This is a genomic window from Mycobacterium sp. (genome assembly GCF_965229105.1).
Taxonomy (GTDB): domain Bacteria; phylum Actinomycetota; class Actinomycetes; order Mycobacteriales; family Mycobacteriaceae; genus Mycobacterium.
Map to the genome: position 1 here is coordinate 5,326,848 of NZ_OZ245858.1, position 21,785 is coordinate 5,348,632.

The window sequence follows — 21,785 nt, forward strand, 5'->3', positions numbered from 1 at the left end:
GCGTCAGCGCAGCACGCAGTGGGTGCCCTGATAGATCGTCGCCATGCACTTCGTGCAGTGCACGCACAACCCTTCGCGGGTGGTCTCCGCGTGAAACTTGTTGACCAGATCCGGATCACGCAGCAACGCCCGTGCCATGGCAACGAATTCGAAGCCCTCGGTCATCGCGGTGTCGACGGTGTCCATGGTGTTGACCCCGCCCAACAGGATCAGCGGCATGGATATGGCCTCCCGGAACTGCCGGGCCTGCGGCAAAAAGAACGCCTCTTCAAAGGGGTAGGTGCGGAACATCCGAGACCCGATGACGCGCAGACCCAGCCCGACGATGGCGGGCTGGGAGGCGATGAACTCGGCCATCGGGACGTCGCCGCGGAAGTAGTACATGGGGTTCAACAGTGAACTGCCGCCGGTGAGTTCGAGTGCGTCCAGATGCCCGTCGGTTTCCAGCAGCCGGGCCGTCGGCAGGCTGTCGGTAAGCCAGAACCCGCCCCGGACGCCGTCGTCCATGTTGAACTTGGCGGTGATGGCGACGCTGTCACCGGCGTCGCGACGCACCCGCTCGACAACCCGGCGAGCCAGTTCGGCCCGCCGCACCATATCGCCACCGTAGCGGTCGGTGCGCTTGTTCAGATTCGGGCTGAAGAACGAACTCACCAGATAGCCGTGGCCCAGATGCACCTCGATGGCATCGAAACCCGCATCGACGGCATTGCGTGCAGCAGCACCGAAGTCGCTGATCACCTCGTCGAGTTGGCCGGTGGTGGCGCCGCGCACCAGGCCCATGGCCGGGGCACTGAGCCGGGTCGACGGCGCCAGTGTCTTCGCGCGGTTGGACCGGGTGTTGGCGACCAGACCCGCGTGTCCGATCTGGGCGCAGACCAGCGCGCCCTCGGCGTGCACCGCATCGGTCAGCCGGCGCAAAGCCATGGCGCGCCTGCCGTCCAGCACCATGGTGTCGCGATGCACCCGGCCACCGTCGGAGATTGCGCAGTAGGCCACGGTGGTCATCGCCGCACCGCCGCGTGCGACCTCGACGTGGAAGTCGACCAGGTCGTCGGTGACCTCGCCGCGCGGCATCCGGCCCTCGAACGTGGCGGCCTTGATGAACCGGTTCTTCAGCGTCAGCGGCCCCAGCGCCATCGGAGTGAACGCCGCCGAATCTAGTTTCGATGCCATTGGTATCGTAAGGTAGCACGCGTGCGTCCCTGACAAGAAGCAATCCACCGAAACGTCCGGGTACGGCGCTAGCGGGTGCCTGCTTCGTGGTCAGCCCACAGCGCACCAGCCACCCGTTCGGCTTCGCGAATTCCGGCTTCGAGGTCAACCGTGGCGACGAGAAGCTCTGGGGTGTGGCGTTTTCCGACCCGGTCCGCCTGCGCCGCCACAGTCCCGTCCGGCGCAATGATTCTGCTCTTGCCGAGTAGTTGCTCGCCACACTGGTTGGCCATGATCCACCACTGACCGTTGACCAGGGCGTTGGCCGGATAGAGCACGTCCCACCATGACTCGGCAGCGACTTCGTACGCGCACGGCGCGACGACGACACGGGCGCCGAGTTGGTTCAACTGCCGGGCATATGCGGGATGGTCACCGTCGAAGCACGTGCTTATGCCCACCGTTCCGATCCCGTCGACGTGCACGACGGTCGGTTGATCACCAGCGGCGAAGACCTTCTCTTCACCCAGCGGTGTGTACAGGTGAACCTTGCGATGTACCGCTGCCCGCCGGCCGGCGGGGTCGTAGACGACGGCGGTGTTGTAGAGGACGTCACCGTCACACTCGGGCACCGAGCCGGCGAAGAGCCATACGTTGTGCTCGCGGGCAGCCGCGGACAGTGCGTCACCCCGCGGACCGTCAATCGGCTCGGCGGCGTTGTGCGCGTCGCGCTCAAGGTGGGCGGGGTCGTACCCGCACGGCCACAGCTCAGGCAGCACAACCCAATCGCACCCACGGTCAGCGAGCGCACCGATGAAACACAGTGCGTCACGCAGATTCTCGTCAGGTTCGTTACAGCGCGGCAGCCACTGCGCCAACCCGATGGTGACGGTGCTCGTCATTGCTGCTCGATTCCGTTGGTCAATCCGCGCCACGGCCGCGTCAAGTGATCCGGTTGCAGGATCTTCGCCAGGTCCGACGGAGTCAGTAACCCGCGGTCCAGGACCAGCGAGGCGATATCAGTATCTGAGCGCAGGGCGTCGGCCGCGAGTCGAGTCGCCGCCTCGTAACCGATGTAGGGGTTGAGTGCGGTGACCAGACCGATCGAGCGATCGACCGTCGACCGCATGTGCTCCACGTTGGCGGTGATACCGACCACGCATCGACTCCGCAGGGTGTCGCAGGCAGCGGTCAGATGTGCCAGCGATTCGAAGAGGCTGTGGGCGATGATCGGCTCGAAGGCGTTGAGTTGGAGTTGCCCGCCCTCGGCGGCCATGGAGATCGCGATATCGTTGCCGACCACTTCGAACGCGACCTGATTGACCACCTCGGGGATCACCGGATTGACCTTGCCCGGCATGATGCTCGAACCCGCTTGCACCGGTGGGAGATTGATCTCACCGAAGCCGGCGCGAGGCCCCGAGGACAGCAGACGCAGGTCATTGCAGATCTTCGAGAGCTTGACTGCTGTCCGCTTCAGCACGCCGGACAACTGGACGAACGCACCGACATCCTGGGTGGCTTCGACGAGATTCGACGCGGTCACCAGTGGCAGTTCGGTGATGGCACACAGCTCTTCGCAGACCAGTTTCGCGTAATCCAGGTGGGCGTTGAGACCGGTGCCGATCGCGGTGCCCCCGAGGTTGATCTCGGCGATCAGAACGTTGGCTTCCCCCAGCCGGTCGGCGTCTTCGCCCACCATGACCGCGTAACTGCCGAATTCCTGGCCCAACGTCATCGGCACAGCGTCCTGGAGTTGCGTGCGACCCATCTTGAGGTGGCCGCCGAACTCGACGGCTTTCTCGGCGAACGCCGCCACCAGTTCGGTCATGGCCAGTTGCAGTCGGTGCACGGCGAATTGGAGTCCGACCTTGACCGCGGTGGGATACACGTCGTTGGTGCTCTGTCCGAGGTTGACGTGTTCGAGCGGGTGCAGTTGTGCGTAATCACCACGCCGGTAGCCGAGTAGTTCCAGACCGCGGTTGGCGATGACCTCGTTGGCATTCATATTCGTCGACGTGCCCGCGCCGCCCTGGATGACGTCGACGACGAACTGGTCGTGCAGCTTTCCGTCTTTGATCTCCTGGCACGCGGCGACGATCGCATCGGCGCGCTCGGCGCTGAGTAGACCGAGCCGGTGGTTGGTGCGCGCGGCGGCGAGCTTGACACAGGCCAGCGCGACGATCAGTTCCGGATAGCGCGCGATCGGGGTGCCGGTGATCGGGAAGTTCTGCAGCGCACGTGCGGTGTGCACCCCGTAATAGACATCGTCGGGCACCTCGAAATCGCCCAGAAGATCATGTTCCACCCGCAGTTCTGTCGAGGTCACGTGGCGCCGCCGATCAGGTGTTGACGGGTATCGGGGTCTGACGCCGCATCGAGCAGGGTCAGCGCCAGCGCCCTGGCACCGTCGACCGCAGCGCGATCGGCCGCCGAAGACACTGCAGCAGCAGCGAATTCGGGCTGGTGGTTGACCGCGGGCAGCGAGTCGATGCCGATGTAGGGGTGAATGGCCGCTACCTGCTGCGAGATGTTGCCCATATCGGTGGAGGCTCGGTTCATCAGCGAATCCGACCCCAAGTCGAAGCGTCTGCCTTGCTGCTCGGCTCGGTGCACGTAGTGGTCGAGCAGGCGGTCATCGGTGCGGAACTCCGCGTAGGGCTTGCTCTCCGGGGTGATCGTCAATTCGCAGCCTGTCGCCAGGGCACCGGCTTCGAAGCAGCGGTTGACTTTCGGTTCGATGTTGGCGAGGTCGGCGAGCGTGCGCGCGCGGACGTACCAGCGTCCCTCGGTGCGCTGAGGAATGGCATTCGGCGCCTCGCCCCCGTTGGTCATGATCCCGTGCACGCGGGTGTCGTGCGGAAAGTGTTGGCGCAACAGGCCGATCGCGACCTGGGCAATGGTGAACGCATCGGCGGCGTTGATCCCGCGGTCGGGATAAGCCGCGGCGTGCGCGGATTTCCCGTCGTAGCGAATATGGCTGTGCGACACCGCATACGGCTCGGCACGGGCCACGTCGACGGGTCCGGGATGCACCATGGCGGCGGCGTGAACTCCGGCGAACCCGCCGCGGTCGAGCATTTCGATCTTGCCTCCCCCGCCCTCCTCTGCGGGTGTACCGAACACCGACAGGGTGATGCCGAGGTCGTCGACATAGGGCGCGAGCGCGATCGCGGCCCCGGTCGAGATGGCGGCGATGACGTTGTGCCCGCAGGCATGTCCCATGCCGGGCAGCGCGTCGTATTCGGCACACACTGCCAGGTGCAGTGGGCCGGTGCCGAGGCGCGCCAGGAACGCCGTCGGCAGGTCGGTGTAGTTCTGCTGCACGATGAATCCGGCGTCGGCAAGGTCAGCGGCAACGCGGGCGCAGGAACGCACTTCCTCCCAAGCGATTTCGGGATGCGCGTGCAGATCATGCGACAGCGCCAGCATGCCGTCGACGGCTCTGTCACCGGTGGTCCGGATGGCGTCTTCGACTGTGGTGCTCACAGGTCCCCCGGTACCCCGTAGGACGGTGCGGCAGTGGGGTCGAGTCCGCGGGTGCGGTAATCCAACTTCTGCGGTTCCCACACCGCCCACAATCGGTGCAGTTCTCCGATCGGGTCGTCGTGCCAGTCGACGCGCAGATCGGTGACCGGCCACGGCACGTCTTCGGTCACCTGCAGCCCGGCGGAGTGCACCGGACCGGCTTCCCCGCCCGCGGCCAGGGCCGCGTCAAGACCGTCGAGCAGTCGCCCTTCCAGCGTCGATGCTTTCGAGGCCGAGTACCCGTCGGCCAGCGCGTGGATCACGCCTTCGTCGCGCAGCATATTGCCGGCTGCCGCAACGCCTTTGGCCTGAACTTCGTGCCGGATACCCAGTGCTTTGGGGCCGGTGTGGATGGCCGTGTTTCCGCTGCGGTCAACCACGATCAACTGGCGGTACTCGGGATGGCGTTCGGCGACGACCGCAGAGTCGAGTGCCGCCCTGGCGTCGGCACCGGCGGCCAGCGCCTCCAACACGACGAAGCCCAAATGTGGGTTGGTCACGTTCTGGCTGGCGACCGCTCCGACCCCGGCGCGCAGGTGCACGCACCGCGACGCGACGGCTGGACTCGACGAGCACACCACCATCCCGAATGCCGCGCCGTCGCAGACGACGAGTGAGAACGTCACTGGCTGACCACCGCGGTGGCATCGATCTCGACCAGCCATTCCGGCCGGGCGAGGGCGTCGACCACCAATCCGGTGGATACCGGGTAGACGCCTTTGAGCCAGCGGCCCATGACGCGGTACACCGCCTCGCGGTAGCGGATATCGACAAGGTAGACAGTGACTTTGACAATGTCCTTGAGGCTGCTGCCTGCTTCGTCGAGCAGCATCGCGATGTTGGCCATGGCCTTATCGGCTTGGGCTTCGACATCGCCGATGCCGACCGATTCCCTGGTGTCGAGGTCTTGGCCGATCTGGCCGCGCAGGTACACCACGCCGCCGGCGACGACGGCCTGGCAGAGGTCGTTGTCGAGGTTCTGTTCGGGGTAGGTGGCCTTGGTGTTGAAGGGCCGGATCCGCCGGTGGGTCGCCCCTGGGGGTGTCGCGTCGTTCATAATCGGATGCTCCTTTCTTCTCAGCGCTCGGCGAGTGCCGGCGCGTCGTAGGCGAGGTAGCTGCGTTGAATCGCGATCTGGTCGGCGAGATATTTGGCGTCGTGCCAGACACCCCAGATGAAGCTGGATCCGCGTCGGGACTGCCAGGGCAGTCCGAGGAAGTAGATTCCGGGTTCGGTCGAGACACCCCGCTGGTGCACCGGCTTGCCGCGTTCATCGAACGCATCGACCTGCAGCCAGCTGTAGTCGAAGGCGAAACCGGTCGCCCAGATGATCGAGGTGACGCCGGCGGCGCCGAGGTCGAGTTCGCGCAGCGGATCGGTGAGGCAGTCCGGATCCGGCAGGAATTCGCGGGCCTGCGGTTCTTCGGGTAAGTCAAGCCCGTTGCGCAGGACGTAGGCGTCGGCCTCGTCGAGCATGGACAGATAGTTCGCGTCACCTGCTGCGATGTTGGCGCCCAGGTCGTCGGCGAAGTGCATGACGCCGTCGACGAACGGTCCGGCCAGGCCCGTCAGTGTCACGCCGGTGCCTGCGAGTTCGCGGAAGTCGACGGTGTGTCCACCGTGGGCTCCGCTGACAGCGATGGTGACGTGCTCGGCGCCCAGCGGCGGCGCAGCCAGGTCCCACTTGCCCAAAACGCCCAGCCACCAACAGAAGTCACGGCCACGGTAGCTACGCGGTGGCCGATCGTGTGCGCCGACGGCCAGGTAGACCCGTCGGCCCGCTTCCCGAAGTTCGTCGGCGATCTGGACACCGGAAGAGCCCGCACCCACCACCAGCACCGCACCGTCGGGCAGCTGCTGCGGGTTGTGGTACCCACTGGAGTGGATCTGGTGCAGACCCGACGCTTCGGGGACGACCGGCGGGATGATCGGCTTCTGGAACGCGCCCGTCGCGGCCACCACGTAGCGGGCATCGATCGTGCCATCCGAGGTTTCGACGCGGAAACCTGCGCGGCCATTGATCTTTCGCACCGAGGTCACGTCGATGCCGGTGCGGATCGGAGCGTCAATCCGGTCGGCGTACGCGACGAGATAGTCCGCCACTTCGTCTTTGGCGGGGAAGCCGTCAGGGTCGGTGTCGAACTCCAGGCCGGGGAAGCGGTCATGCCAGGCGGGCCCGTTGGCCACCAGCGAATCCCACCTCCACGAGCGCCAGCGCTCGGCGACCCGGTCACGCTCCACCACAAGATGCGGGATGTCCTTGGCGCCAAGATGCTCGCTCATCGCGATCCCGGCTTGGCCGGCGCCGACGATGAGGACCTCGACATTCTGGTGGTCCGTCATGCCTCCATCGTTCAACGGACCATTGCATCTGTACAGCGCATAGATCCGATGTACGGCATTGGAAAAAACGATTCACCCATGTCAGCTGTTCGGTGGGCTCGCGAACAGGCTGCGGCACAGCTCGGCCACCACACTGGCACGCCGGGTCGGCCGCGCGGCGATCGCATCGAGTAGGACAACGGTCAGGCTCGGCACGTCGCCACTGATCGGGACGACGGATACCGCGTGCCCGTCCAGGGCCGTGGACACGGCGGCGCGCAGGTTGAGCACGCAGTAGGCCAGCTCACGGCCGACCAGGGCGCGGCAGGTTTCGACGGTGGTGGACCGGTAGCGGATGTTCGGCGTGACACCGGCGGCAGTGAAGACACTCTGGAAGTAGTCGCGGCTGTGCGGCAGATCGAGCAGGACCATCGGTTCGTCGGCCAGTTCGGCCAGGTCGATGTGATCGCGATTGGCGAAGGGGTGCGATCCGGCCACCAGGACATACGGCGGCAGGCTGAACAGCGGCCAGCGCCGCAAGCGCGCGTCGTCGACCAGGTCGTATCCGATGCCGAGCTCGAAGGTGCCGTTGGCCACGCCTTCGGCGAGTTCAGCCAGATCAGCTTCGGTGGTGTGCAGGTACAGCTTCGGTAGTTTCTCGGCGGCGGCGGCCAACAGTTCCGGCAGCAAATACGGCGCGACCACCTGAAAGCAGCCGATCGACAGCGTGCCGCTCAACGAGGTCCCCAGCCCCTGCGCGGCGGCCCGCAGATCCGCCGCCGAGGCCAGCAGCCGACGACTCTCGACGAGCAGTTCTCGCCCTGCCGGTGTCAGGCTGATGCCCCTGGCGTGGTGGCGGACCAGCAACTGCACCGACAGCGCGTTCTCCAGATCGGCCAATGCGGCCGACATCGCCGACTGCGACAGGTGCACCGCCGCGGCGGCCTTGGTGACGCTGCCCGCTTCGGCCACCGCGACGAAGTATTCGAGTTGCCTGAGCGTGTAGTCGGGCATGCCACCCCCTCACCTGAACCACATTGCATTGAGAAAACTGATCTTAAGGTTCGGAAACACCGGCTGTACAGGTTCGCGCTGGAACGGCAGGGTAAGGCCGTGACATCTACCGAACCGACCCCGGCCACGCTGCAGGACTGGACCCGACACGCGGCGGCGCTGACCCCGCGCGACGGCGTCTTCGTCGACGGCTCCTTCCGGCCGGCCCAATCCGGCGCGACGTTCGACTCCGTGGATCCGGCGACCGGCCGCGTGCTGGCGTCGGTCGCCTCGGGGCAGACCGAAGACGTTGACGTCGCGGTCACCTCAGCACGGCGGGCCTTCGACGGCGGCGACTGGTCGCACGCCTCGGTCAGCGAACGCAAAAGGGTGCTGCTCAGGCTCGCGGAGTTGATCAACGACAACAGTGTCGAGCTGGCGCTGTTGGATTCTCTTGACATGGGCAAGCTCGTCACCGAGGCACACACCGTCGACGTGCCTTCGGGCGCCGGTCTTTTCGCGTACTACGGCGAAGCCCTGGACAAGATCAACGGCGAGATCGCCCCCACCGAGCCCGGCAACCTGGCACTGGTCACGCGCGAGCCGCTGGGCGTCGTCGGAGCCGTCACACCGTGGAACTTCCCGCTGGACCTGGCCATCTGGAAGGTCGCACCCGCACTTGCCGCCGGCAACTCGGTGGTCCTCAAACCCTCTGAGCGGGCGCCGCTTTCGTCACTGCGACTCGCCGAGCTGGCGACCGAGGCCGGCTTGCCCGATGGCGTCTTCAACGTCGTCCCCGGCTTCGGCGACACCGCGGGTGCCGCCCTGGGACTGCACGCGGACGTCGACGTCCTGGCCTTCACCGGCTCCACCGCCACCGGGCGACGGTTCCTGCGGTATGCGTCGGAATCGAATCTCAAGCAGGTGTGGCTGGAATGCGGCGGCAAGAGCCCCAATCTGGTGTTCGCCGACGCCGACCTGGATGAAGCGATCGAGATGGCCGCCTTCGGCGCGTTCTACAACCAGGGTGCGGTGTGTTCATCGAATTCCCGCCTGCTGGTGCACAAGTCGATCGCCGAGCAGTTCATCACCGGGCTGGTCGAGCGGGCCGCCGCGATGCTGCCGGGCAATCCGCTGGACCCGAACGCCACCCAGGGCGCCATCGTCGACGAAGCCCACACCGCCCACGTGCTGGGGTTCATCGACCGGGCCAGGAGCGACGGTGAGATCCGCGTCGGCGGTCAGCGCAGCACCATCGGCGGGAACGGCTGTTTCATCGAGCCGACCATCGTCACCGGCCTCGGCTCGTCAGCTGAACTGATCACCGACGAGGTGTTCGGTCCCGTGCTCGCGGTCCAGACCTTCGACGACGAGGACGAGGCCATCCGGATGGCCAATGACAGCGTCTACGGTCTGGCCGCCTCGGTGTGGACCAACGACCTGCGGCGCGCACACCGGGTCTCCGCGGCCCTGCGCGCCGGAACGGTCTCGGTGAACACCGTCGATGCGCTGAGCGCGCAGACACCGTTCGGTGGGTTCAAGCAGTCCGGCTTCGGCCGCGACCTTTCGCTGCACGCGCTGGACAAGTACACCGGCCTGAAAACCACCTGGATCAAGCTGTAATCAGGTGCGCTCGCCGCGGATGAGGTCGGCAGCGCGTTCGGCGACGGTCATGATCGTGCCCACCGGGTTCACCGAGGGGATGGTCGGGAAGATCGAGGCATCCACGATCCGAAGACCGTCAACACCGCGCACCCGCAGCTCCGGGTCGCACACCGCCATGGGGTCGTCAACCGCACCCATCCGGCAGGTGCCCGACACGTGATAGACGGTCTGATGCGTCGCCCGCAATGCCACCGACAGCTCCTCGTCGGATGTCAGCTCCGACCCAGGGAACACCTCCGGTCCGATCCACTGCGACATCGGGGATGCGGCGGCGATGCGACGGGCCAGGCGGATCCCCGCGATCAGCGTCGCCTCGTCGGCCCCGTCGGGATCGGTGAAGTAGCCGTAGTCGATGCTGGGCGCCTCGGCCGCATCGCCTGAGGTAATCCACACGCGGCCGCGGCTTTTCGGCTTGGCCACGTTGGGCGCGATCGAGACGATACGGTCGGGAAGCGTGACGCCGTAGGTGACCGCATGATCGGCGACCGCCTCGACCGGGAAGTGCATCAGCACATCCGGCCGGGCCGGACCGTCGTCGTGCAGGCGCACCGCGGCACCGGCATCCCATCCCGTCGCACAGGTCTCGGGGACGTCGCGCACCGCCTGCCAGACAATCAAGCCTTCGGCGTGGTCCATCAGGTTCTCCCCCACGCCGGGGCTGTCGACGATGACATCGACGCCAGCGTCTGAAAGTACCTCGCGCGGACCGATACCGGAGAGCTGCAACAGTTTTGGGGTGTCGATGGCACCGCAGCAGACGATCACTTCGCGGGTGGCGTCGAACCGGTGCTCGGTTCCGTCGCTGTCGGTGGCCAGCACGCCGACCGCGGACCCGTTGTCGATGAGCACCCGGTTGGCGTGCATACCGTGGCAGACGGTGAGGTTGTCGCGGGTGCGGATCGCCTCGTGCAGGTAATGCACCGATGTCGAGGATCGAAGATGAGTTTCCGGGGTGTAGCCGATCTCGAAGAAGCCTGCGCCCCTGCCCGTTTGGGCGAAGTCAGCGTCACTGTTCCAGTTCGTCCTGGCGGGCAGGTCCAGTGCTTGGCGCGCTGACTCGACGACGTCGGCGACGTAGGGGTTTCGGTCCTTCTCCACCACCGGGGTGATGGGGGTGGCCAGCCGGTCGTAGTACGGGTGGACGGTCGCAGCGTCCCAGCCCTTCGCACCGAGGCCGACCCACTCGTCGAGGTCGGCGGGTAGCGGTCGCCAAGTGATCATGGTGTTGGCCGTGGAGCAGCCCCCCAGGATCCGCATCCGGGCCTGCCGGATGTTCGAGTTGCCTCGAGCCTGGGTGACGCTGCGGTAGTCGAGGTCGTACTCCCCTTCGAGCATTTCCGCCCAGCGACGGATATCCAGCGCTCGTGGTTCGTCGGCGTCGGAGGGACCGGGTTCCAGCACCGTCACCGTGACGTCGGGATCCTCTGAGAGTCGTGCGGCGACAATACATCCCGCAGTGCCGCCGCCGACGATGATGTAGTCGGCCGTGGTCATACCGCGCTTCCGGCGCGGTCGGTCTCCTTGACGAACTGGGCGCGCAGCTTGGGCTTCATCAGCACGTAGTACAGCGGGCAGATCACTGCCAGGCCGACGATCCAGGAGATGTCGACCTTGCCCATGCTCTCGGCGATGAAGCCGGTGAACAAGGTGGTGGACAGGAACGGGATCTGCACCAGGATGCCGGCGAAGTAGCAGCCGATCGCGATCCAGTTGAACTTGCCGTAGCGTCCGCCGTCACGTTCGAACAGGGCGTCGATGTCATAGTCGCCGTGCCGCAGCAGGTAGAAGTCGACCAGGTTGACGGCCGTCCACGGGATCAGCACGCACAGCAGCAGAGCCAGGAAGTTGGCGTAGTTGGCCAGGAAGTCCTCGGCACTGAGCAATGCGGGCACCAGTGTGATGGCGAACAGGATGATCGACACCACGGCGCGGCCGCTGGCGCCGGCTTTCCACTTCGGGAAGAAAGTCTGCCCGACGGTGATCGTCGACAGCGTCCCGCAGTACAGGTTCATCGCGTTGGTGGCGGTGATGCCGATCGCGAAGATCGCGAAGATGCCGGTGCTGACACCGTGGGTGAGCGTGGACAGCCCGGCCAGGGTGTCGTCGTCGGGCAGGGCGGCACCGACCAGCACGCCGAGCAGCATCGGCAGGACCGACCCGAGCACGCAGCCGGAGTACGTGCCCCAGAAGGCGGCCCGCTGACCGGTATCGCGCGGCATGTAGCGCGTGTAGTCCGAAACATATGGGGCGTAGGCGATTTGCCATAGCGCGGCCACAGACAGGGTGGCCATGAAGCCCGCCCAGGTGAACCCACCGGAATGCCACGTCTCGGCGGGAACTCCGTTGACGCCGATCATCCAGACGAACGCGACGATCAGCGCCCCACCGGCGACCACTGACAGCACGGCGGTCACCTTGTGGATCAGCCGGTACCCGACGATCGTGGCGATGACGCTGATCACGCCGATGATCACGATGGCGATGTTGGTCGGCAGTCCGGTGACCTGAGCCAGGGCCTGACCACCCAGGACCGCGTTGGAGGCGAAGAAGCCCAGGTACATGAACACCACCAGGACGACCACCAGCAGGCTGCCGTAGGACCCGAACTGGGCGCGGGTTTGCAGCATCTGCGGCACACCCATCTGCGGGCCTTGCGCTGCGTGCAGTGCCATCACGACCGCGCCGATGACGTTGCCGAGAACCACCGATAACGCACCAGCCCACAACGGCAGACCGAACACCGTGGTGGACAACGCGCCAGTGATGATCGTCAGCAGCATGATGTTGGAGCCGAACCACACCGTGAACAGGTCACGGGCTCGGCCGTGCCGCTCGTCGAGCGGGATGTGTTCGATGGTTCGGCGTTCGATGGACTCTGGGGCGGAAACGGGTTCGGTCATGGGCACCGGCTTTCCAGATGGTTCAACTGCGGCGGGTGACCGCGATCACCTCAGTATTCGACCTTCAGTAGCACAGGTAAATCACAAAGAACTGGCACTTTGAATCGGTTTTGGTGATGTAGCAGTGGAGGTGCCTACGCGGTGAGCTCCCGGGCGATGTCATCGACGATCGCGATCTGGTAGTCGACGACCCGTCGTGTCGGTTGTTGGGCGATGAACGTCTCCTCGAACGGGTCGACCACCTCGGTGCGGATTCCGGAGAGTGTTTCGATAATCGCCAGTCCACAAAACGGCACGGCGGACTCCGCGTAGCCGCCTTCGTGCACGACGACAAGCCTGCCGCCACACAGGGCGTCGGCGGTGTCCTTGACCAGGCGGGTCATGTCACGGAAAGAGCCGGCGTGCAGCAGTTGTCGCGCCAGTGGATCCACGGCGTTGGCGTCGAGCCCGCTGGCCACCACGATGAGATCGGGGCCAAACGTCTCCAGGGCGGGGATGACGATGGTGCGCATGGCGTGCAGGTAGGTGTCATGGCCCGAACCGGGTGGCAGGGGCACGTTGACGTTGAACCCCAGGCCCGGTCCGTCGCCCCGTTCCGCTGCGGCACCAGTGTCGGTGGGAAAGCAGTTCTCCTGGTGTAGCGAGATCGTCAGAACATCGTCACGCTGGTAGTAGATGTGTTGAGTTCCGTTGCCGTGGTGGACGTCCCAGTCGATGACGGCGACCTTGCCGAGCCCACGGGTGGCCTTGGCGGCTTCAATCGCAATGGGAATGTTGGCCAGCAGGCAGAATCCCATTCCGCTGTCGGGTAGGCAGTGATGCCCTGGCGGGCGGGACAGTGAGTAGGCGTTGGGCCGGGTGCCATCCAGCACGTCGGCGACGGCCTGCTTGGCCAATCCCGCAGACAGCGCGGCGATCTCGAAGCCGCCATGCGAAAACAGCGCCTCGGGACCGATCTCGCCGCCCCGGCCTGCGCTCAGCTCCTGGAATCGGTCGATGTATTCGGCGGTGTGCACGCGTAACAGGTCCTCGCGGCTGGCCGGCTGGGCACTGCTGACGGCTAGTTGGCTGGTCAGGCCCGATACGTCGAGCAGCGATGTGAGCCGGCGCTTCGACTCGGGTGACTCCGGGTGGCCGCCGCCGGCCAGTGGTTGCAGCCACCCGCCGACGGGCAGGAACAGCACGGCCTCGCCTGTGCTGTGCCACAGGCAGCGCTCGTCGTGGAAGAAACCCGTCCGATCAGCCATCGTCAGTATCCGAAGTAGACGGCGGCCATATCGTCGCCGCCGTGGCCGGCCTCGCTGGCGGCGTCGAAGGCGGCGCGGACACCGTCGATCAGGACCGTCGACAGCCCCGACGCGGCGATCGCATCCCGGATCAGCCCCGTGTCCTTGCGGACCCCGTCGACGGTGAACTGTGGGGCGTAGGACTCCTCGATGATCGTCTTGCCCTTCAACTGCAGATACGGCGAGCCCGCGGCCGCTCCGTCGAGCGCGTCGAGCATCAATTGCTGGTCCAACCCGAGACCCTTTGCCAGCGCGAGCGACTGACCGACGGCCGCGGTCAGGGCGCTAATCCAGGCATTGCACACGAGTTTGAGTTTCGACCCGAGACCCGGCTCATCGCCCACCCAGACCGTCTTGGCGGCCATCGCGTCGAACGCCGGCTGCACCCGTTCGCGCAGCCCGGGGTCGCCCGAGGCCAACATCACCAGCTTGCCTTGCTCGGCAGGCCCTTTGGTGCCGAGCACCGGGCAGTCCAGGAACGCGACGCCGTGTTCGGCCGCGACCGCCGCAGTCCGGGAAGCACCGTCGACGCCGACGGTCGCGCACTGCACGAACACTGCCCCGTCCTTCATGGTGGGCAGCACCGCCGCCATCACGTCGAGTGTTGACGCTGTGTCGAACAGCATCGCCACCACGACGTCGGCGTCGGCGACCGCTGCGGCCGGATCGAACGCCACCGTCGCACCATCGTCGATCAACGGCTCCGCGCGTTCGGCCGTCCGGTTCCACACCGTCACGTCGAACCCTTCGCGCAGCAGTGACTGCGCCATGCCCGCGCCCATGGCGCCCATACCCAGGACTGTGACTTGCATGATCGCCATTGTGCGCTGCGATGGACCGGGGCCGTCGCCGGTGTCCAGTAAGACCTGGCGGCGTCATCATTTGATGACGCGCGCGAGTCGAGCACCCTCCCGCAGCGCTTGACACACCCGGTGACCCCTCCTAAAGTCACGCAAACCGGTTTGCCAAACCGGTTTGCAAGGAGAGATCACCGCCAATGGCCGTTTCTATCGCCGATGTCGCGCAGTGCGCTGGCGTCAGTCGCACGACGGTGTCGCACGTCCTGAGTGGCAACCGCCCGGTCAGCGACGAGGTGGCCAACCGCGTGCGCGCCGCCATGACCGAGCTCGGCTACGTCCCGAGTCGGACGGCGCGCAACCTGGCGCGGGGTTCGACCCAGACCATCGGCCTCCTGCTACCCGACATCAGCAACAGCTTCTTCGCCGACCTCGCCAAAGGAGTCGAAGCCGCCTGTATCGAGAGCGGTTTCAACGTCCTGCTGTGCAATACCGGCTGGAACCGGGAACGCGAGGTCTTCTACCTGGAGACGCTGCGCTCACGCGCGGTGGACGGCGTCCTCTACGCCTCTGGCGCCACCCCGGCCGCGTCGACACTGGCCGAGCTGCTGGCCGGGATGCCCGTGGTCGCCGTCGACGAGGCGCTGCCTGGTATCACGGTGACCTCGGTGTCCTCCGATAACCGCCAAGGTGGCCGCACCGCTGCCGAACACTTACTGTCCCTTGGGCATCGACATGCCGCCGTCATCGGTGTCAACCGCGAGTTGGCCAGCAGCGCAGAGCGATTGGACGGATTCCAGCAGCAGTGGAAGAAAGCCACCGGCGAGCACGCACTGGTGATCGAGGGTTCCTTCAACGAAGACAGCGGAGCGCGCGCGGCAGCCGAACTCATCCCGGCCATCCGCGCTGGCCAGGTCACGGCGATCTTCGCCACCAACGACCTCAACGCACTGGGCGCGATGACAGTCCTGCGCGACGCGGGAATCGGCGTCCCCAACGATTGCTCGGTCATCGGCTTCGACGACTTCATCGCCGCCCGCCACGCCTTCCCCCCTCTGACCACCATCCGCCAAGACGCGACGCAGATGGGCACCCAGGCGGCACACGCCCTGCTGACCCAACTGTCCGGCGAAGAACCCCAACGGCACACCGTGCTACCGGTCGAACTCATCGTACGCAGCAGCACCGCCACATCACCTGCAGCTCAATAGGTCCCGACATCAGGAGGACACCATGCGGATACACAACATCGTGACCGGCGAACTCGAAAGCTCACTGGCAGTGAGCCTGCTCAACGCCGGCGCGCACCCCGACCTGGACCCAGAAGCGGTCAAACCCTTCGGATTCCGTGATGACATCACCCGGCTCAACGGCGATATCACGTCCGGGGTGATGGTGCCCGTCCCGGTGTGGCTGATCGAGGGTGCCGACAAGACGATCCTCATCGACACCGGGCTCGGCGATATCGACGAGGTCAGCACCATGCAAAGCCGCTACGGAGTCGACTTCGTGGCCACCCGAACATCCGAGCAGGACCTGGTGGCCGGACTGGCCCGGCACGGGGTCACCCCCGCCGATATCGACATTGTGGTGTTGACGCACTTGCACTTTGACCATATCGGCAACAATCACCTGTTCCCGCGCGCCAAGTTCTACGTGCAGCGCGACGAGCTGCCGCAAGGTATCGCGCCGCCGTCGTTCTGCATGTTCTACTACCCGGAGTACTCCTACAAGATCACCGAGGTTCGCGATCGACTGGTGGTCATCGACGGTGACGTCGACATCGCCGATGGCGTCCGCCTGGTCAAGATCGGCGGGCACACCCCCGGCTGCATGGTGGTGATGGTCGAGACCGGGCTGGGCACGGTGTGTCTGACCAGTGACGTCATGTACAACTACCGCAACCTCGAGCTCAACTGGCCGATGGGTTCCTTCTGGAACCTGCCCGAGTTGATGCGCGGTTACGACCGGATCCGGCGAGAAGCCGATCTCATTGTCCCCGAACATGACTGGCAGTTCCACCAGCTGTTCACCACCGGCACCATCGAATGAAAGAAGACCCACACATGCGCATCCTGCTGCTCGGCGAGTCCTGGCATGTCCACCTCATCCACCAGAAGGGCTTCGACAGCTTCACCAACAGCGAATACACCGAGGGCGGCGCCGAATTCAAAGAGGCCCTGCGCAGCCGCGGGTGGCAGGTGGACCACATCCCCGCACATCGCATCGCCGATGACATGCCGCAGACCGTCGAGGGATTGGCCGAGTACGACTGTGTCGTCATCAGCGATGTCGGAGCCAACACCTTCCTGCTCACGCCCTCGGTATTCAGGCACTCCGTTCCCGGCATCAACCGATTGCAGCTGCTCGCCGCCTACGTACGCCAGGGCGGCGCCCTGCTCATGGTCGGCGGCTATCTGTCGTTCTCCGGAATCGAAGGCAAGGCGAACTACGCCCGCACCCCCATCGGCGAGATCCTGCCGGTCGAGTTGTTGATCGGTGACGACCGGGTGGAGGCTCCGCAGGGCGTCAAACCCGCTGTGCTCAAAGAACACCCGGCGCTACCAGCGAGTCGCGACTGGCCGGAAGTGCTTGGCTACAACGCCACCGTCGCCAAGCCCGACGCCGAGGTGCTGGTGACCGTCGACGACGCCCCCCTGGTCGCACTCGGCACCGCCGGAGCGGGTCGCGTCGCCGTATTCACCACAGATCTGGCCCCGCACTGGGCACCACCGGCATTCATGGCCTGGGACGGCTTCGGCGAAATGTGGCACCAGCTCTTCACGTGGCTCAGCGACAAAACATAACGCGGCACTAGCCGGCTAGACCCCACAGACCCCACCTCAAACACAGGACACCCCATGGCCAACCAGTTCCTCGAAGACCGCTCGTTTGACTATGTGCCGCCCAATGAACGCACCGGCAACCTCTGGTCCCAGACCCAGTTGTGGTTCATGATCAACGCCTCGTTCCTGACGGCATCGACCGGGGCGCTGGGTGTTCTCGCCGGGCTGGGCCTGGGCTGGTCCACGTTCGCCATCATCTCCGGCAGCGTCTTCGGGACACTGTTCCAGGCCTTCCATGGCGCGCAAGGCCCACGGATGGGCCTGCCGCAGATGATCCAGTCGCGGGCCCAGTTCGGTACGCGCGGCGCCGTACTCCCCCTGGTCGCCGCGACCCTGGTGCAGTTCGGCTTCGCGATCTTCTACGTGCAGACCGGTGCGCTGTCGATCCACGTGGTGACCACGTCCATCCCGCTGTGGTTGTTGGGGCTGCTCGTCGGCGTTGCCGCCCTGACCGTCGCCACCATCGGCTACCAACTGGTGATGCGGGCGGAGAAAATTGTCTCCTACCTGATGGTGACAGCCCTTGTGGTGCTGAGCTTTTGCGCCTTCTTCTATCTGCCGATCGGTGACTACTTCGCCGATTCGCACTTCGCCCTGCCCGCATTCCTGCTTCAGTTCGCCGCGTCGGCGACCTTCCAGATCGCCGTCGCACCAGTAGTTTCCGACTACACGCGTTACCTACCGGAACGCATCTCCGGCGCCAAGGTGTCCGCGACCGTCTTCGGTGGCACCCTGGTATCGGCGATCTGGATCGAATTCCTCGGCGCCGTCCTCGCGATCGCCTACCCCGAGGCCAGCACGGTGGCAGCCTTCGACCAACTGGCCCGCACCGCGTCGAGCGGACTGGCCGTCGCGATCATGATCGTCTCACTGCTGACCTGCCTCAATGCCGTCGCTGTCGCGTTCTACAGCGGATCGGTGGCATTCCTGACCGCGGTGGAAGGTTTCCGCCGGTTCACCTCGACCTTCCGCGTACGCGCGTTGTGCATCGTGTCGCTGGGCTCGGTGGCGATCATCGCCAGCCTGTTCCTCCCCGACAACGCGTTGAACACCTTCGGTGTGTTCCTTGCCGTCCTGACCTACTTCCTGATCCCCTGGACCGCGGTGAACCTGACCGACTACTACCTGGTGCGCCGCGGAATCCTGTCCATCTCAGACATTCTCAAGACCGACGGCGGCATCTACGGTGTCTGGGGCCGCAACGGCATGATCAGCTACGCCGCCGGGTTCGTCTGCATGATTCCCTTTTTCAGCACCTCGGTGTGGGTGGGCCCGGCCGCCGCGGCGATGGGCGGGGCCGACTTCTCCTTCGCGGTAGGACTGCTGGTCTCTGCCGGCCTCTACCTGATCCTGTCGCGAAACTTCGACCGCCAGGCCGAATTCGATCTCGTTGCCCTGACACCGCTGAACACCATCGACGATGCCCCTGTTGGTGTGCACCCGTGACCACCCTGCGCCTGGAATGGCCGCAGTGGCAGGGCGGGGAACCGCAGGGCGTCGAGCATTACACGGCGGGACTTGACCGCGACGAAAGTCGGATGGCCTACGGGATCGGCGGGCAACTCACGGCGTTCCTCGCCCCACCCCACGCCGGCCCGACCGCGCGCGTGCAGGTCCCCGACTACACCGATGATCTGCCATTGATTGATGGCATCGTCGGTAAGTCCGAGGTCCTGCGTCAGCACGACGAAGCCCTCGACCTGATCCGCCAAGCAGATGCCGACCGCATCGTCACCGTCGGCGGGACCTGCGCGGTCAGCCTGACCCCGTTCACGTACCTGGCGGCGCGCTATCCCGATGACCTGGCGGTGATCTGGCTGGACAGCCACGCCGACAGCAACCTGCCCGGCGGCCCCAATTGTGGGTTCAACACCATGGTGGTCACTCACCTGAGCGGACACGGCGATCCCGATGTGCTCGCGCACCTGCCTGCCACACTGCCGGCAGACCGGATCCTGCTGGCCGGTGTGCACGGCTGGGACGACCAGGACAGTCATACCCACGAATCCTGGGGCCTGTCGCTGGTACCACCGGCCGGCGCTCAGGTCTTCCACGATGCCGTCCGGAACTGGTTGCGCGACAGCGGTGCCCGTCATGTCGCCATCCATTTCGACCTCGACGTCATCAACAGTGATGAGCATGCGTTCGGGATGGCCTGGGAGAAGGACGGCATCTCCAAGGCCACCGCACTGGGCCTGATCACGATGGTCGCCGACGAATTCGACCTCGTCGGACTCACCGTGGCCGAGTTCGTCCCCCGAGAGGCGGTTGCGCTGCGGTCCATGCTGCGCACCTTGCCACTCCTCGGCCGCGAATGAGCCCACTGGTGGCGGTGCTCGGCAGCATCAACCTCGATTACACCGTCCACGTCGAGCAGCTACCGAGACCCGGTCAGACGGTGCTCGGCAGCGCGGCGACGCGCTGGCTCGGCGGTAAAGGTGCCAACCAGGCCGCAGCAGTCGCCCAACTCCTGGGCACCAGCCGCATGATTGGCGCTGTCGGCAACGACCTCGAAGGTGGTTGGCTGCTGCAACGTCTCGCCGACTTCGGGGTGGACGTCAGCACCGTGGCGCGCGACGATGCTCACCCGTCCGGGGTGGCGTTGATCGGGGTGAACGCCGACGGCGAGAACAGCATCATGGTCGCGCCAGGAGCCAACGGCCACGTGGTCGCGCCGCCGCGGGCCACGGCCGGCGCCGACGCGTTGTTGCTCCAGTTCGAGATCCCGCTGGCGACAGCGGTCCGAGCCGCCACAGATTTTGACGGCTATGTCGCGGTCAACCCGTCCCCCACCCAACCCATCCCCTCGGCGCTGCTCGACCGGGCCGACCTCTTCGTCGTCAACGAGGGCGAGTACCGCGACCTACCCGAGCTGCACGACGCCCCGTTCGTCGCCGTCACCCGCGGAGCCGAGGGTGCGGATCTGCTGCACCACGGGCAGGTGACCCACCACGCCGACGCCGTCCCAGTTACACAGGTGGCCAACACCGTTGGCGCCGGCGACGCCTTCTTCGCCGCACTGTCGAGCGCCATCATCGTGGGCCTTGCGGCCGAGCACGCACTGCAGATAGCATGCATGGTCGCCGCGGACGCCGTCTTGGCTCCGACGTCTCAGCCCCGGTTGCCGCGTTTGGATAGCTACCTTGCGCAGGCGAATTAGAGGTTAGGGTGACGGTTGTCGAGCACGATGTTGCCGATTGTCTTCCCGTCATGCATCAGGGTATGGGCAGCGGCCGCATCGGCAATCGGGATAACGGTGTCGACCACCGGCCGGATGGCGCCGGAGGCGATCAACGGCAGCACATCGCGCCGCACCCCAGCGACAACATCAGCCTTCTGATCGAGTGGCCGCGGCCGCAGCATCGTCGCGGTTACGCTGGCCCGCTTGCTGATTAGAGCGCCCAGGTCAAGAACGGTGGGGCTCAACGTGCCGCCGATGATGACGAGGTGACCGTCGTTGGCCAGGCATTGCAGGTTGCGGTCGAGGTAGTCCGCGCCGACCACGTCGAGGATAGCGTCCACTCCCCTGCCGTCGGTGGCGGCCAGCGTCGCGGAGACGAAATCCTCGGTGCGGTAGTTGATCACGGTCTGAGCGCCGAGGCGCCGGCCCGCGTCCAGCTTCGCCGAAGAACCGGCGGTGGTGATAACCGTCGCGCCGATGGCGACCGCCCACTGGATTGCGAAGGTGCCGATGCCACCTCCCGCGCCGTGGACCAGAACGGTGTCACCGGATCGGACTCCGGCGATCATGGCCAGGTTCGAGTACACCGTGCATGCGGTCTCGGGTAACGCGGCCGCCTCGATCACCGTGAGCGTGTCCGGTATCGGAATCAGTTGAGAGGCCGCCACCACAACCTCGTCGGCGTAGCCGCCACCGTCGAGCAGTGCGCAAACCCGGTCCCCGACAGACCACCCGGTGACGTCGCTGCCGAGCGCGGTGATGCGGCCCGCGCACTCCAACCCGAGGATTCGCGGGGCATCCGGTGGTACCGGATAGGCGCCTTGACGCTGGAGCAGATCGGCGTTGTTCACCCCAGCGGCCTCGATACCGATCACGACCTCGTGTGAGGCAGGACGAAGAGACGCCACCTCACGCCAGCGCAGGACGTCAGGAGAGCCTGGCTCGTCGAAAATTATTGCCTGCGGCATGGTTTGGCTCCTCACCCTTTCACAACACGGTCGTCGCGCTGCTGTCCAGTGTTCAGTCAGATGTCGTCGACGTCCAATATCAAGTCCCTCTGGCGGTCATAGGCAAAGCTGATCGCCCATAGCTTTGCCCTATCGGTACGACAG

Annotated in this window: 20 protein-coding genes; 7 read left to right on the top strand and 13 right to left on the bottom strand. The window is 65.7% G+C overall.

Features of this window, described 5'->3' with window-relative positions; translation table 11 throughout:
• Positions 1–3 precede the first annotated feature (3 nt).
• The 8 genes from ADBZ9O_RS25030 to ADBZ9O_RS25065 form a co-directional block, all read right to left on the bottom strand.
• A complete protein-coding gene (locus ADBZ9O_RS25030; RefSeq protein ID WP_526525727.1) occupies positions 4–1,176 on the bottom strand; it encodes an NADH:flavin oxidoreductase in 1,173 nt (390 codons plus the stop codon).
• Positions 1,177–1,244: 68 nt separating this feature from the next.
• Positions 1,245–2,057, bottom strand: coding sequence for a carbon-nitrogen hydrolase family protein (locus tag ADBZ9O_RS25035; RefSeq protein ID WP_526525729.1), 813 nt, complete (start codon positions 2,055–2,057; stop codon positions 1,245–1,247).
• Positions 2,054–3,484, bottom strand: a complete 1,431-nt coding sequence (locus ADBZ9O_RS25040) for an aspartate ammonia-lyase (protein WP_526525730.1) — start codon at positions 3,482–3,484, stop codon at positions 2,054–2,056. Before ADBZ9O_RS25040 ends, ADBZ9O_RS25035 begins: the two co-directional genes overlap by 4 nt.
• Positions 3,481–4,587, bottom strand: coding sequence for a M20 family metallopeptidase (locus tag ADBZ9O_RS25045; protein WP_526533472.1), 1,107 nt, complete (start codon positions 4,585–4,587; stop codon positions 3,481–3,483). Before ADBZ9O_RS25045 ends, ADBZ9O_RS25040 begins: the two co-directional genes overlap by 4 nt.
• A gap of 53 nt (positions 4,588–4,640) precedes the next feature.
• Positions 4,641–5,309, bottom strand: coding sequence for a DUF1028 domain-containing protein (locus ADBZ9O_RS25050; RefSeq protein ID WP_526525731.1), 669 nt, complete (start codon positions 5,307–5,309; stop codon positions 4,641–4,643).
• Positions 5,306–5,740, bottom strand: a complete 435-nt coding sequence (locus ADBZ9O_RS25055) for a RidA family protein (RefSeq protein ID WP_526525732.1) — start codon at positions 5,738–5,740, stop codon at positions 5,306–5,308. Before ADBZ9O_RS25055 ends, ADBZ9O_RS25050 begins: the two co-directional genes overlap by 4 nt.
• Positions 5,741–5,760: 20 nt before the next feature.
• Positions 5,761–7,026: a flavin-containing monooxygenase gene (locus tag ADBZ9O_RS25060; RefSeq protein ID WP_526525733.1), complete on the bottom strand. Its 1,266-nt coding sequence runs from the start codon at positions 7,024–7,026 to the stop codon at positions 5,761–5,763.
• Between the two features lie 81 nt (positions 7,027–7,107).
• Positions 7,108–8,019, bottom strand: coding sequence for a LysR family transcriptional regulator (locus ADBZ9O_RS25065; protein WP_526525735.1), 912 nt, complete (start codon positions 8,017–8,019; stop codon positions 7,108–7,110).
• A 99-nt stretch (positions 8,020–8,118) separates the two neighbouring features.
• Between ADBZ9O_RS25065 and ADBZ9O_RS25070 the strand changes: the two genes are divergently transcribed.
• On the top strand, positions 8,119–9,621 hold the full coding sequence (locus ADBZ9O_RS25070) for an aldehyde dehydrogenase (RefSeq protein ID WP_526525736.1): 1,503 nt from the start codon (positions 8,119–8,121) through the stop codon (positions 9,619–9,621).
• Here the strand turns inward: ADBZ9O_RS25070 and ADBZ9O_RS25075 are convergent, their stop codons facing one another.
• From ADBZ9O_RS25075 to ADBZ9O_RS25090, 4 genes are all read right to left on the bottom strand, one after another.
• Positions 9,622–11,157: a GMC family oxidoreductase gene (locus tag ADBZ9O_RS25075; protein WP_526525737.1), complete on the bottom strand. Its 1,536-nt coding sequence runs from the start codon at positions 11,155–11,157 to the stop codon at positions 9,622–9,624.
• A complete protein-coding gene (locus tag ADBZ9O_RS25080; RefSeq protein WP_526525738.1) occupies positions 11,154–12,563 on the bottom strand; it encodes a purine-cytosine permease family protein in 1,410 nt (469 codons plus the stop codon). The genes ADBZ9O_RS25075 and ADBZ9O_RS25080 overlap by 4 nt, the downstream gene beginning before the upstream one ends.
• Before the next feature lie 134 nt (positions 12,564–12,697).
• Positions 12,698–13,810, bottom strand: a complete 1,113-nt coding sequence (locus ADBZ9O_RS25085; RefSeq protein WP_526525739.1) for a histone deacetylase-like amidohydrolase — start codon at positions 13,808–13,810, stop codon at positions 12,698–12,700.
• Positions 13,811–13,812: 2 nt separating this feature from the next.
• On the bottom strand, positions 13,813–14,661 hold the full coding sequence (locus tag ADBZ9O_RS25090) for an NAD(P)-dependent oxidoreductase (RefSeq protein WP_526525740.1): 849 nt from the start codon (positions 14,659–14,661) through the stop codon (positions 13,813–13,815).
• A gap of 185 nt (positions 14,662–14,846) precedes the next feature.
• Here ADBZ9O_RS25090 and ADBZ9O_RS25095 point away from each other — a divergent pair, with 185 nt between their 5' ends.
• The 6 genes from ADBZ9O_RS25095 to ADBZ9O_RS25120 are packed head-to-tail and all read left to right on the top strand — an operon-like array spanning position 14,847 to position 20,652.
• Positions 14,847–15,857, top strand: a complete 1,011-nt coding sequence (locus ADBZ9O_RS25095; protein WP_526525741.1) for a LacI family DNA-binding transcriptional regulator — start codon at positions 14,847–14,849, stop codon at positions 15,855–15,857.
• Positions 15,858–15,879: 22 nt separating this feature from the next.
• A complete protein-coding gene (locus ADBZ9O_RS25100; RefSeq protein ID WP_526525743.1) occupies positions 15,880–16,698 on the top strand; it encodes an N-acyl homoserine lactonase family protein in 819 nt (272 codons plus the stop codon).
• A gap of 14 nt (positions 16,699–16,712) precedes the next feature.
• On the top strand, positions 16,713–17,453 hold the full coding sequence (locus ADBZ9O_RS25105; protein WP_526525744.1) for a glutamine amidotransferase: 741 nt from the start codon (positions 16,713–16,715) through the stop codon (positions 17,451–17,453).
• 54 nt (positions 17,454–17,507) lie between these two features.
• On the top strand, positions 17,508–18,938 hold the full coding sequence (locus ADBZ9O_RS25110; RefSeq protein ID WP_526525745.1) for a purine-cytosine permease family protein: 1,431 nt from the start codon (positions 17,508–17,510) through the stop codon (positions 18,936–18,938).
• A complete protein-coding gene (locus ADBZ9O_RS25115) occupies positions 18,935–19,810 on the top strand; it encodes an arginase family protein (protein WP_526525746.1) in 876 nt (291 codons plus the stop codon). Before ADBZ9O_RS25110 ends, ADBZ9O_RS25115 begins: the two co-directional genes overlap by 4 nt.
• Positions 19,807–20,652 (top strand): ribokinase, encoded by an 846-nt coding sequence (locus ADBZ9O_RS25120; RefSeq protein WP_526525747.1) that lies wholly within the window; start codon positions 19,807–19,809, stop codon positions 20,650–20,652. Before ADBZ9O_RS25115 ends, ADBZ9O_RS25120 begins: the two co-directional genes overlap by 4 nt.
• Here the strand turns inward: ADBZ9O_RS25120 and ADBZ9O_RS25125 are convergent.
• A complete protein-coding gene (locus ADBZ9O_RS25125) occupies positions 20,649–21,641 on the bottom strand; it encodes an NAD(P)H-quinone oxidoreductase (RefSeq protein WP_526525748.1) in 993 nt (330 codons plus the stop codon). The genes ADBZ9O_RS25120 and ADBZ9O_RS25125 overlap by 4 nt on opposite strands.
• Between the last annotated feature and the right edge of the window lie 144 nt (positions 21,642–21,785).